Genomic DNA, 11,816 nt, shown 5'->3' with positions numbered 1-11,816 from the left:
TCGGCTCACTTGCCAGCCTCGGCGCGCTGGGGGGCCTGGTCCCACAGCACGTCCTTCACCGCGACGTCCTTCTGGAGCAGCCCGAAGTGGCGCATGGCGTTGATCCCGTCCTGGGCCTCCTTGACGTTCAGGGTCACATCGGCGGGGACGAACGTCTTGGGCGCCTTGGAGATGTCCGCCTGGTTCACGTCCGCATAGACCTTCTGGACGTCCTGCAGGTGCGCCGGGTCGTTGTAGTAGGCGACGGCCTCCGTCATCGCATCCGTGAACTTCTTCGCCGTCGAGGCGTTCTGGGAGACCCACTGCGCGGTCGTCGTCCAGACCGTCACCGGCATGTCCGCCTGGTACTCCCGGACAGGATTCGAGATCGACGTGTAGCCTGCGGCGACCATCTGATGGTAGAAGCTGTCCGCCGGCACGACCGCGTCGACCGTGTTGCGCTCGAGGGCCGCCTGCATCCCGGAGTAGGGGATCGCGACCTCCTTGACGCCGCTCGTGTCGACACCGGCTCCCTCGAGCGCCTGGAGGACAGGGATGTCACCGCCGGTCTTGACGCCGTTGACGCCGATGGTCTTGCCGGCAAGGTCCTTCAGGCTCTTGACCGGCGAGTCCTTGGCGACGAGGACACCCGAGTTGTCGGACTTCGAGTCCACCATCCCGTTGCCGCCGATCACCTTCACGGGCACGCCCTTGGCAGCCGAGGTGGCGACGTTGATCCACGAGCCGATGCCGATGTTCACGTCGCCCGAGACGACCTGCGCCAGGAGGGCGGCGGGATCGGCGCCGCGGACGAGTTCGACGTCGAGGCCGTGCTTGGCGAAGTAGCCCTTCTGCTGGGCGATGTAGGCCGTCTCGAACTGGATGGGCGCCACGGCCACCTTGACCTTGGTGGTGCCCCCGTCCGACTGCGCCGGCGCGTCCCCGCCGCAGGCTGTGAGCCCGAAGGACACGGCGGCCGCCACGGCGAGTGCGGCACTGCCTCTGACGAGGAAGGAACGTCGAGTGGTCATGGTCTTTCTCCTGCAGTGTCTCGGCGGCGCTGCCGCAGTGGAAGAATGCATTTCTCAGAGAGTAATGTATCTTTGCTGTGATGATGTTGCAAGGGTCACATTTTCGGGACCTTCGAGCACAAGGAGACGACGACAGCAACGGCCCACGTCCACGTGCGTCCGGCCCTCCTCGACGCGTCGCGCGACTTCGAGATCCGGCAGGGCATCGAGGTCCTCCGCTACCAGTCGGGCTGTGCCACGAAGCTGAACCGGGAGACCCGGGATTTGTCCCTGCCGGGCACCTGGCACGCCTACACTCTCCGCCAGGCCGTCGGCGTCGCGGGTCTGATCGCGCCGTAGAACGTGTCTTTGACCCTGGCCCTGTCCAAAGTCGCGCCGGCCCTGACGGCGGGCTGCACCGTGGTGCTCAAGCCCGCCGAGCTCACGCCGCTCACGGCCGTGCGCCCCATCTCCGAAGCCCGGCGCGAGCGCGTGCCGGGCTACATCCGCGCGGGAATCGCGGGTGGAGCCGAGCTCGTCACCGGCGGCACCGCGGCCGACGGGGCGGGCTTGCGCATCAACAGCCCCGGCATGGACCCGAATCTGCCGTTCGGCGGGCTCAGGATGGCGGGCTGGGAGCGTGAGAACGGCCGTGAAGGCATCGAAGCCTACACGGAGCTCAAGACTGTGACCGTGCGCCTCGCTTAAGACGCGGCCTCGCCCCTCCTGGGGGTCACCTCAGGAGGTGACCTTCAGGAGGTGACTCCCAGAGGGGACTGCGAACTGGTCCGCGAGCCCCGGAAGGGCGTCCGCAAGCGAGGTGTACGCGCCGCGGCGGGCTCCGATGGGCACGACCGCGGCGATGTACCGGTCGGGCCGCACGAGGAGCTCGTGCCCCACCGCGGCGTCGAGGATCCCCGCGTCCACGGCTCCAGCCACCGTGCGCACCGCCTCCGGCGCCTCTCCTGGTCGGGTCACCGACAGCTCCCCCGGGCCCGTGACGGCGAGCCAGGCAAAGCCGCTCCCGAGCACGTCGTCGAGCTTCACGACGGCGCCGCCCTCCGCCGGCACGACGTCGGGCTGCGGCAGCGCGCGTCCGAGCAGGTCCGCCGCAGGCCCCGGGACGTCGGCTGCCACCGGCGCAGCGAGACCCCGGTGGTACCGCGGCTGGCGCAGGAACTTCATGGTCGTGAGCCAGGCCTTGACGCGCGGAGCAACTCCGAGCGCCGGGATCGCGGCGTCGCGCAGTGCGCACACGAGAGGGTTGGTGCTCATGACTACGGCACCGATGCGCTTGGAGAGCCTGACCATCTCGGCCGCGTGCGGCTTGCGCTCTGCCTCGTAGGAGTCCATGAGGCCGTCCCCCGCGCGGCCGTGGACGGCCTCGGCCACGCGCCAGGCGGCGGCTGCCGCGTCCCGCAGGCCGGCGTTGAGGCCCTGGCCGGCGAACGGCGGCATGAGGTGCGCCGCGTCACCGGCGAGCAGGACCCGGCCCTCGCGCCACCGCGACGCCAGACGCTGCTGGGCCGTGTACACGGCAGCACGCCGGACCCTGAGCCTCCCCACGTCCTGGTACTCCCCCACGAGAGCGCGGATCGAGGCGGCCGAGACCATCGCCTGCTCGTCCTCGCCCGGCAGCAGCATGAACTCGTAGCGGCGCCGCCCGTTGACCCCGGGCACGACGACGGCCGGCCGGCTGCCGTTGCAGTGGAACGTCGCGTACAGCTCCCCCTCGCCCGCGTCGAGCAGGTCCACGACGATCCACTTCTCGACCTGGGTCGAGCCCTCGAGCCCGATCCCGAGGGCCTTCCGCGCGAAGCTGCGGCCGCCGTCGCAGGCCACGAGCCACTGCGACCGGAACGTCACCTCGGTGGGCGGGGCGCCGGCCTCGGCCGACGCCGGGGTGCCGCCGATGTGGACGACGTCGCCTGTGCCGGAATCGGCCAGCGCGAAGGCCTCGTCCTGGGCCAGGTCCCCGCGGTAGCCCTGGCTGCGTGGCCCCCGGCGCACTCCGGTGAGCTCGACGCCGTCGTGCGTCTGCGCCAAGCGCGTGGCCTCGGTCGCGAAGTGGAGCTGGATCCGGGGCCGCGCCGCGGCGGCCTTCCAGAGGAGGCCCTCCATGACGGGCTGGTCGAACTGGCTCTTGCCCGGTTGCCCCAGCCGGGGGCGCGGCGGGTGCACGTCGGCGAGGACCTGCCCCCGCCTGCCCGTGTACCGCGCCCCGGTCCCCAGAAGCGTCTCCGGGGCGAGCTCGGGAAGGACGCCCAGCTGCTGCATGATGCGCAGGGCCTCGTCGGTCGCGCTGATGGCGCGCGGCTCGTCGCCGGTGCCTGGATGCTGTTCGACGACGGCGACGCTCAGGCCGGCGTCGGCCATGAGGCAGGCAGCCGTGAGGCCGGTGGGCCCGGCGCCGAGGACCACGGCGTCGACGTCGACACGCTCGCTCGCGGGTAGTGGCTCGGTCATGGCGGTCAGACGTCCAGTGCCACCGTGTTGGAGAGCGTGCCCAGGCCGGTGATCTCGACCTCGACCACGTCGCCCGCCGACAGGAATCCCTTGGGCTCCATGAACAGGCCCACGCCACCCGGGGTGCCGGTGACGATCACGTCGCCGGCGGAGAGCTTCGTCCAGGCGGTCACGTACTCGATGATCTGCGGGATCGAGAAGTAGAGGTCCGCCACGGAAGCGCTCTGCCGCACCTCTCCGTTGACGCGGGTCTCGAGCTTGAGCTGGTCCACGTCCCCGAGGTCGGCGGCCGGGACCAGATAGGGGCCGAAGGCTCCGGTGCCGGGGAAGTTCTTGCCGGGGGTCCACTGGGTTGCGGCGAGCTGCCAGTCGCGGACGGAGAAGTCGTTGTACGCGCCGTAGCCGGCCACGTAGTCCCACGCGTCCTCGGCCTTCACCCGGTAGGCGTCCTTCGAGACGACGAGGGCCATCTCGCCCTCGTAGTCGTACTGGGTCGTCGAGGCCGGCATGAGGGCCGGGGCGAGGTGGCCCATCTGGGTGTCGGCGAAGCGCGTGAAGACGGTGGGCGCCTTCTGGTTCGTCTTGCCGGTCTCCTCCTGGTGGCTCACGTAGTTCACGCCGATGCACAGGATCTTGGCCGGGTCGGTGATGGGCGGCAGGAGGGTGACGTCTGCCTCGTCGTAGGCCGGGGCCCGGGTGACCTGCTCCTCGGACAGCGTGCCGAAGCGTCCGTCGGCCACGATGTCCTTCAGGGTCGGGGCGAGGCCCGCGCCGGACGGACCGAGGTCGTGGACGCGGCCCTCGAGGGACACGCCCCAGGAGGCGGCGCCGTCAGGAGTCGTGAAGGAGACGTAGTTCATGGAAGGCCTTTCGGGTCAGAGGTGATGGGGTGGGCGAGGTGGTGGGCCGGATCAGAACCGGTGGTCCACCGGGGGGATGCCGAAGGTGCGGAAGTCGTCGGGGCGACGGTCGGACCACATGTTGTACCAGTTCTCGTCCTGGCCCCAGACGACCGGCTCCCGGTCGTCGTCGTAGATCTGCTCGAGGTCGGTGTACAGCTCCACGACGGCGCCGGAGGACTCGACGTAGTACGCGGCGATGTTGTGGCCGGCTCCGTGGCGGACAGGCCCCCAGATGAGCTCGCGGCCCTTCAGATGCAGGCGGTCGCCAAGCTTCGCGAGGTCCCCGACCGACTGCGTCTGCCAGGCGTGGTGATGGAACGTGCCGCGGCCCTTGATGAGGGCGATGCCATGGTGGTCGGGGTTGCAGCGCATGAAGTAGGCGAAGTCGTCCCCGATCACGTCCGAGAGCCGGAAGTCGAAGACGCGGGAGAGGAAGAGCATCATCCCGCGGACGTCCTGCGGGTGGAAGTTGAGGTGGCCGTACCGGTCCGGGCCGAACGAGAGCGCGTCCCGGTCCGCCTTCTGCATCCCCGTGTACACCTCGAAGATCCACCCTTCGGGCCCGGTGAAGGCGAAGCCGTCCGCGACGCCGGCGCTCAGGGGCCGGTCGGAGAGGATCGGGAGGTTCTCGGCCTCGACGCGGCGGCGCACTTCGGCGAGGGCGTCGCCGTCGCGCGCGATCAGGCCGAGGGCGTGGATCCCGTTGCGGCTGGATTCGACGTAGACGAGCTCGTGGTGCACGGCATTCGCCGCGAGGTAGACGCCGTCCTGGGTGCGCTCGGTGACGCGCAGTCCCAGGATGTCGGTGGCATCGGCAACCGACGCGGCGAGGTCGGTGGTCTGGATGGCCACGTGGCCCATCTCGCTGATCAGTCCCCAGGACATGCGTGCTCCTTCGCTCGGCCGTCTACGGCATCCTGAAGAAGACACTACCTGAAAGATTTTGCATTATCTAGCGATATTGCAAAGTGACTGAGGAATGGCTCCCGGCTTCAGCCCACCTTGAGCCCCACCTCGCCGGCGCTGCGGATCGCGGACATCGTCGTCTGGTAGTGAGCCCGGAGGAGCGCGGCCGTCAGCCGGGGGTCGCGGGCCAGCGCAGCGGCCAGGATGTCCCGGTGCTCCTGCTCGACGTCGCGGTTCGCATAGCGGGTTGCGACGCCGGCCCAGCGCCCGTAGAGCTGGCTGAGATCGGAGAGGACGCAGGTGAGGTCTATCAGGACCGGGACCCCGCACGCCTCGATGAGCTTGGCATGGAACGCCTGATGGGCGTCGTTCCACGCCTCCGTGTGGACGTCGGGGTCGGAGGGATCACGGCTCTGGGTGCGCTCCAGCGTGTGATGGGCCGCGATGAGCTCGGACTCCCAGTCGAGGGTGCCGCGCTCGATGGCGAGCCGCGCGGCGAGCTCTTCGTTGACGCACCGCATCTCGGTGATGTCCTCGAGCTCGGCGAGGGAGAGCTCCGGCACGAAGAAGCCGCGGTTGGGCCGCAGCTGCACCAGCCTGTCGCCCACGAGCCGGGTGAGGGCCTCGCGCACCACAGTGCTGCTCGTCTCATAGTGCTGGGAGAGGGCGATCAGCTGCAGCTTGGCGCCGGGGTTCCAGCGTCCCGCGAGGATGTCCCGCCTCAGGGCATCGCGCAGGTGCTTGGAGAGGGTCTCGGCGTCCGTCTTCTTGGCCATGCGCGAAGTATACCGAGACGGATATTAGATAAATACAGCTGATCAATGCACAGAGGCGGGGACGGCCCGAAACCCTGTCCGCTACGCCTGCCGCAGCCGGTCTACGACGCCGAGCAGCCCCTCGATCCCCGTCCCGAACGCGGCCTCCGGCCACGTCCCCGCGAGGGTCGAGTAGTGGTACAGCCCCTCCCCCACGAGCATGATTGCCGCGGACACGGCCGGGTCGGCAACCTCGGTCCGGATCAGCGCCAGCCAGGCGGCGTCGAGTTCCTCGAGGGCCGCGAGCGCACCGGCGTGCCCGGCCTGGGCCAGGCGCACCGCCGCGACGAAGAGCCGGTCCAGGTCGCTGTCCGTGCTCACCGACGTGCGCACGAAGTACCGCGATGGCCCCTCCTCCGCAGCGGCCATCGCCTCCCTGTCCTCGGCCGCGGCCTCGCGCAGCCTCCCCAGCAGGCCGGCGGCGAGGGCGTCCTTGCTCCCGAAGTGGTAGAGGAGCCCGCCCTTGGAGACCCCGGCGGCCGCAGCGACCGCATCCATGGTGGCCGCCCGCTCGCCGTCGGAGACGAGGAGGTCCCGGTAGGCGTCCAGGATCGCCGCGCGGGCCTTGGGGGGTCTGGGCATACGGCCACTGTACGCGGAGTTGTAGCTATACCGTCCAGCCGGTACAGTTATGACATCCCCACGAACCAGGAGTCCCGATGAACCAGACCGTCCCGGTCCAGGCATCCCCCGCATCCGCCGCACCGGCCACCCCGGCCCGTCGCTGGCTCGCCCTGACCGCGCTCATGTTCCCCGTGCTGCTCATCGCCGTGGACAACACGGTGCTGAGCTTCGCCGTCCCCGCGATCACGCTCGCGCTCGCCCCCTCGTCCACCGAGCTGCTCTGGATCGTGGACGTCTACGCCCTCGTGCTCGCGGGCCTCCTGGTGCCCATGGGCTCGATCGGCGACCGCATCGGCCGCCGCCGCATCCTCCTGGTCGGTGCCACCGGCTTCGCCGCGGTCTCCGCCGCCGCGGCCTTCGCCACCACCGCGGCCCAGCTCATCGCAGCGCGCGCCCTCATCGGCGTCTTCGGCTCCATGATCATGCCCGCCACGCTCTCCCTGATCCGGAACATCTTCAGCGACGACCGCGAGCGCCGCCTCGCCGTCGCCATCTGGGCCGCCGTGTTCTCGGGAGGCGCGGCCCTCGGCCCGCTCGCTGGCGGTGCGCTGCTGAGCCACTTCGCGTGGGGCTCGGTGTTCCTCGTCGCGGTTCCCATGCTCGTCCCCGCGCTGCTCCTCGCACCCCTCCTCGTGCCCGAGTCCCGGGACCCCGCGCCGTCGCCCGTGGACCCGGCGAGCATCGCGCTCGTGGTGGGCGCCGCCGTCGCCCTCGTGTGGGGGATCAAGGAGCTGGCGCACGACGCCGGCGCGCCGGCCGCCGCCGCCATCCTCCTCGGGCTCGGGCTGGGCGCGCTGTTCATGCGGCGTCAGCTGGTGCGGGCCGCCCGCGGGAAGGGCCCGATGCTCGACGTGCGGCTCTTCGCCCGGCCCGCCTTCAGCGCGGGCCTCGCGGCGAACCTGCTGAGCATCTTCTCGCTCGTGGGGTTCATGTACTTCCTGTCGCAGCACCTGCAGCTCGTGGCGGGGAAGGCGCCCCTCGAGGCGGGCTTGCTCATGCTCCCGGGCATGGCGCTGTCCGTGGCCGCCGGGCTCGCGGCGGTGCGGCTCGCCCGGCGGTTCTCGCCGGCGTCGGTCATGGTCGCGGGCCTGCTCGTGAACGCGTCCGGCTATGCGGTGGTGCTCGCCTTCGGGCGGGACGGGTCGCTGCCGGCGCTGCTGACGGGCTTCGCCGTGGTCGGCGCGGGCGTGGGCCTGGCCGAGACCCTCTCCAACGACCTCATCCTCGCCTCCGTCCCGCCTGCGAAGGCCGGGGCCGCGTCGGCGATCTCCGAGACGGCGTACGAGCTCGGCGCCGTCCTCGGCACCGCCGTGCTGGGCAGCATCCTCGGCGCGGCGTACCGGCTGGGGGTGCACGTCCCGGCGGGGCTGCCGCCGGAGGCTGCGGCCCGCGCCCGGGAGACGCTCGGCGGTGCGGCCGACGCCGCGGCGCACCTTCCCGCCGACGCCGCCTCAGCCCTCCTCGACTCGGCGCACCGGGCCTTCGACTCGGGCGTGGCGTACACCTCCGCGATCGGGGCGGCGCTCCTGGTGGCGGCGGCCGTCGTCGTGCACCGCGCACTGCGGGCGCCGATCCCCGGCCAAAGTCACCGCGAATTGTCGGGTTGACGCTGGTGCCGGCGCTTCCCACCCACGGCAACCCGACAATTCGCGGGGCGAGGCGCCTTCCCGCAGCGCGAGGCACCTTGGGGCTCAGCGCACCTTCGCCTTGAGGAACGCCACGGCCCGGGACCACGCGAGGTCCGCCGCCTCGGGGCGGTAGTTGCCCTGGGGGTTGGAGTCGTTGGCGAAGGCGTGCGGGGCGTCGTAGTAGAAGAACTCCACCTCCGCGCCGGATTCGCGGCGGATCTGCTCCTCCTGCTTGCGCGCGTCCTCGATCGGGTAGCTCGTGTCCTGCTCGCCGTAGTGGCCCTGGACCGCGCCACGGACGCCGGAGAAGTCGTTCGGGACGCCCTGCCCGACGCCGTAGAACGGCACCGCGGCGCTCACGCGCTCGCCCTGCTGCGCCGCGAGCTGCAGCACGAAGCCGCCGCCCATGCAGAAGCCGATCGCCCCGACGGTGGAGCTCGTGACCTCGGGGCGGGACAGCAGGTAGTCGACCGCGCCGCCGAGCAGGCGTGCCCCTTCCTCCTCGGGCAGCTCCTGCATCATCTGGGCAGCCTCCTCGCCGTCGTGCGCCACGCGGCCGCCGTAGAGGTCCGGGGCGAGGGCCACGAAGCCCTGGCTCGCGAGCCTGTCCGCGATGTCCTTGATGTGGTCCACGAGGCCCCACCACTCCTGGATGACTATGACGCCGGGTCCCGTGCCGCCGGCGGGCACGGCGAGGTAGCCGTGGGCCTCGCGGCCCGAGGACGGGAAGGTGACGTTCTGGAAGGGATGCTGATCGCTCATGGGCACACCGTACCCACCCGCCGCGCCCCTTACGCCATCAGCGCCGAACCGAGCGCGAGCCCGCCGAACGCCGCCGCGAGGCACAGCGCCATCGTCCCCACCCCGTTCACGACGGCGGCGCCCCACCTCCCGCTCAGCGCGAGGCTCACGCTCTGGTAGCTGGCGGTCGAGAAGGTCGTGTACCCGCCCAGGAACCCCGTCCCGAGCACGGCCTGGAGCGCCGGGTCGGCACCGGCGAGCACCGCGCCCGCGATGACCCCGAGCACCAGGGAGCCGATGACGTTGATGAGGATCGTCGCGAACGGCAGCGGCCCCGTGAGGCGGCGGCTGAGTGCGGTGTCCAGGACGTAGCGCACGACCGCGCCCAGCCCGCCCGCCGCCCCGAGCAGCAGCGCCTCGGCGGGGTTCACCGCGGGTCCTCCTGAGCCCCGCTCGGCCCCTCGCGTCCGGGATCCGCGTTCCCGGGCCCCTCCCGTCTGGGGGTCACGTTCTGGGGGTCACCCGATGTGCCCCCCAGAACGTGACCCCCAGACGGATGGGGGGCGTGGGGGTGAGCCGCGACGTGGGCCTCGGCGGCGAGCCCGCGGCGGTCCTCGCGGTGCAGCCACGCCGCCCCCGCGACCCCGGCAAGGGTCGCGGCCGCCCCGCCGAGCAGGCTCAGCACGAGGTACCACGCGCCGTCGCCCGCGCGGCCCGCCGAGAGCAGCCGCGCGCCGTCGACCGCCAGGGTGGAGTACGTGGTGAAGGCGCCGAGGAACCCCGTGCCGACGGTGAGGCGCACGAGCCGGCGCCGGCCGACGTCGGGCCCGCGGCGGGCGAGGGTCTCGAGCAGCGCCCCGAGCGCGAGCGCCCCGGCGAGGTTGACCAGCAGGGTCGCGAGCGGCCACCCGCCGGGCGCGGGGATGGCCTCCCCGAGCGCCCAGCGGGACAGCGCCCCGAGCACCCCGCCGGCGAACACGAGCGCGAGCACGGCCGGGGAGAACGGGTGCGCGAATCGCGGCGGCGCGGGCAGGCGCGAGGGGACGGCGGCGAGCGACGGCGCAGGGGCGCCGTGCGCAGCGGCAGCGGGCGGCGCGGCGGCGTCGCGGGTGTCTCGGGGCTGGGAGTCGGTCACGGCGCGTCGAGCCTATCGGGTCCGCCTCCGATCCGCCCGAGTGAATCCGTGGCGGCGGGGTAGCGTGAAGACCATGGACGTCCTGTCCTGGTTCACCGACTGGTTCGCTGCCGAGGACTCCGAGGTGGCTCGGTGGGTGCTGCAGCGAGGGGTCGCGGCGCTGTTCTTCGTCGCCTTCCTCTCCTCCCTCAACCAGTTCCCGGCCCTCCTCGGCGAGCGTGGCCTCCTGCCGGTCCCGGAGTACCTCGAGGGCTTCCACCGCCTGCGCCGGCCAAGCCTGTTCCGCTTCCGCTACTCCGACCGGCTGTTCCGCCTGTTCTGCGCGGTGGGCCTGGCGGTGTCCGCGCTGCTGGTCCTGGGCGTGCCGCAGCTGGGCCCCTGGTGGGTGCCCCTCCTGGCGTTCCTGCTGCTGTGGGGGCTGTACATGTCGATCGTGAACGTGGGCCAGACGTTCTACGGCTTCGGGTGGGAGATGCTCCTGCTCGAGGCCGGGTTCACGGTCGCGTTCCTCGGCTCGGACCAGGTCCCGCCCCCGGCGCCGATCCTGATCCTGACCGTGTGGCTCGTGTTCCGGCTCGAGTTCGGTGCCGGCATGATCAAGATCCGCGGCGGCGACGAGTGGCGCGACCTCACCGCGCTGTTCTACCACCACGAGACCCAGCCGATGCCCGGCCCCCTGAGCCGGCAGTTCCACCTCCTGCCGAAGTGGATGCACCGCTGCGAGGCCGCGGGGAACCACTTCGCGCAGCTCGCGGTGCCGTTCTTCCTGTTCTTCCCGCAGCCCATCGGCTCCATCGCCGCGGCGCTGGTGATCCTGACACAGCTGTGGCTCGTGCTGTCCGGGAACTTCGCGTGGCTGAACTGGTCCGCGATCGTGCTCGCGTTCGCCGCCGTGGGCGACCGGGCCGTGCACGCCGTCCTCCCCTTCATCCCCGAGGACCTCGGCTGGGACCGCCCGCGCACGACGGCGTGGCCCGCCTCCGGCGACTGGGTCGCCTGGGCGTGGGTCGTCGCCGTGCTCGCCGCATCGGTGCTGCTGCTCGTGCTGTCGTGGTGGCCGCTGCGGAACCTGTTCGCGAAGCGCCAGCTCATGAACGCCGCCTTCAACCGGTGGGCGCTCGTGAACGCGTACGGGGCGTTCGGGTCGGTGACGAAGAACCGCGTGGAGATCGTCGTGGAGGGCACGCTCGACACGGTGCCGGCGGAGGACGCCGAGTGGCGCGAGTACCGCTTCAAGGGCAAGCCGGGCGAGCCTGACCGGGTCCCACGGCAGTGGGCGCCGTACCACCTGCGCCTCGACTGGCTCATGTGGTTCCTCCCCCTGCGCACCGTGCACGAGGAGTGGTTCTACGCCTTCCTCATGAAGCTCCTGGCCGCGGACCCCGCCACACTCAGACTGCTGCGCGAGGACCCGTTCGACGGCGAGCGGCCGCGCTGGGTCCGGGCGCGCTCAGCCCTGTACGAGTTCTCGACCCGCGAGGAGTTCCGCGAGACGCACCACCGGTGGGTCATCACGCCGCTGCGGGAGGTCATCCGGCCGATCGGGCTGCGGGAGGAGTGAGGGGAGCGTAGGTGGCATGGAGCCTCGCGGGTGGCGGACTTCTGGGGAA

The 11,816-nt window shown here is 71.5% G+C and carries 13 protein-coding genes; 4 read left to right on the top strand and 9 right to left on the bottom strand.

The genetic code is table 11. From position 1 onward, the window contains the following. Window positions 1–5: 5 nt before the first annotated feature. A complete protein-coding gene (locus CGQ25_RS17720; protein ID WP_208711111.1) occupies window positions 6–1,010 on the bottom strand; it encodes an ABC transporter substrate-binding protein in 1,005 nt (334 codons plus the stop codon). 153 nt (window positions 1,011–1,163) lie between these two features. Here CGQ25_RS17720 and CGQ25_RS18615 point away from each other — a divergent pair, with 153 nt between their 5' ends. Both CGQ25_RS18615 and CGQ25_RS18610 read left to right on the top strand, forming a co-directional pair. After that, on the top strand, window positions 1,164–1,349 hold the full coding sequence (locus CGQ25_RS18615; RefSeq protein WP_208711110.1) for a hypothetical protein: 186 nt from the start codon (window positions 1,164–1,166) through the stop codon (window positions 1,347–1,349). Between the two features lie 9 nt (window positions 1,350–1,358). After that, on the top strand, window positions 1,359–1,697 hold the full coding sequence (locus CGQ25_RS18610) for an aldehyde dehydrogenase family protein (RefSeq protein ID WP_208711109.1): 339 nt from the start codon (window positions 1,359–1,361) through the stop codon (window positions 1,695–1,697). A 30-nt stretch (window positions 1,698–1,727) separates the two neighbouring features. Here the strand turns inward: CGQ25_RS18610 and CGQ25_RS17705 are convergent, their stop codons facing one another. The 5 genes from CGQ25_RS17705 to CGQ25_RS17685 form a co-directional block, all read right to left on the bottom strand. Next, entirely contained in the window at window positions 1,728–3,455 is a 1,728-nt protein-coding gene (locus CGQ25_RS17705; protein WP_208711108.1) for an FAD-dependent monooxygenase, read from the bottom strand. Window positions 3,456–3,460: 5 nt separating this feature from the next. After that, window positions 3,461–4,315, bottom strand: coding sequence for a fumarylacetoacetate hydrolase family protein (locus tag CGQ25_RS17700; RefSeq protein WP_208711107.1), 855 nt, complete (start codon window positions 4,313–4,315; stop codon window positions 3,461–3,463). Window positions 4,316–4,366: 51 nt separating this feature from the next. Further along, window positions 4,367–5,242: a VOC family protein gene (locus tag CGQ25_RS17695; protein ID WP_208711106.1), complete on the bottom strand. Its 876-nt coding sequence runs from the start codon at window positions 5,240–5,242 to the stop codon at window positions 4,367–4,369. Window positions 5,243–5,349: 107 nt separating this feature from the next. Next, window positions 5,350–6,039, bottom strand: coding sequence for a GntR family transcriptional regulator (locus CGQ25_RS17690; RefSeq protein WP_208711105.1), 690 nt, complete (start codon window positions 6,037–6,039; stop codon window positions 5,350–5,352). Window positions 6,040–6,120: 81 nt separating this feature from the next. Beyond that, window positions 6,121–6,660, bottom strand: a complete 540-nt coding sequence (locus CGQ25_RS17685) for a TetR/AcrR family transcriptional regulator (protein WP_208711104.1) — start codon at window positions 6,658–6,660, stop codon at window positions 6,121–6,123. Window positions 6,661–6,737: 77 nt separating this feature from the next. On the opposite strand from CGQ25_RS17685, the gene CGQ25_RS17680 reads away from it, so the two are divergent. Next, complete coding sequence (locus CGQ25_RS17680) at window positions 6,738–8,309, top strand: MFS transporter (RefSeq protein ID WP_208711103.1); 1,572 nt, start codon at window positions 6,738–6,740, stop codon at window positions 8,307–8,309. Window positions 8,310–8,393: 84 nt separating this feature from the next. On the opposite strand, the gene CGQ25_RS17675 is transcribed toward CGQ25_RS17680, so the two are convergent. Genes CGQ25_RS17675 through CGQ25_RS17665 form a run of 3 tightly spaced genes read right to left on the bottom strand, consistent with a single transcriptional unit; the run spans window position 8,394 to window position 10,206 of the window. Further along, window positions 8,394–9,092, bottom strand: coding sequence for a dienelactone hydrolase family protein (locus tag CGQ25_RS17675; protein WP_208711102.1), 699 nt, complete (start codon window positions 9,090–9,092; stop codon window positions 8,394–8,396). 29 nt (window positions 9,093–9,121) lie between these two features. Beyond that, window positions 9,122–9,502: a CrcB family protein gene (locus tag CGQ25_RS17670; protein WP_208711101.1), complete on the bottom strand. Its 381-nt coding sequence runs from the start codon at window positions 9,500–9,502 to the stop codon at window positions 9,122–9,124. Next, complete coding sequence (locus CGQ25_RS17665) at window positions 9,499–10,206, bottom strand: CrcB family protein (protein ID WP_255405434.1); 708 nt, start codon at window positions 10,204–10,206, stop codon at window positions 9,499–9,501. Before CGQ25_RS17665 ends, CGQ25_RS17670 begins: the two co-directional genes overlap by 4 nt. A 73-nt stretch (window positions 10,207–10,279) precedes the next feature. Between CGQ25_RS17665 and CGQ25_RS17660 the strand changes: the two genes are divergently transcribed. Further along, window positions 10,280–11,767 (top strand): lipase maturation factor family protein, encoded by a 1,488-nt coding sequence (locus CGQ25_RS17660; RefSeq protein WP_208711100.1) that lies wholly within the window; start codon window positions 10,280–10,282, stop codon window positions 11,765–11,767. The last annotated feature ends 49 nt before the right edge of the window (window positions 11,768–11,816 follow it).

The organism is Sinomonas sp. R1AF57, from assembly GCF_002224485.1.
In the GTDB taxonomy this organism is placed as follows: Bacteria; Actinomycetota; Actinomycetes; order Actinomycetales; family Micrococcaceae; genus Sinomonas; species Sinomonas flava.
This window is presented reverse-complemented; position numbering and strand designations above follow the sequence as displayed.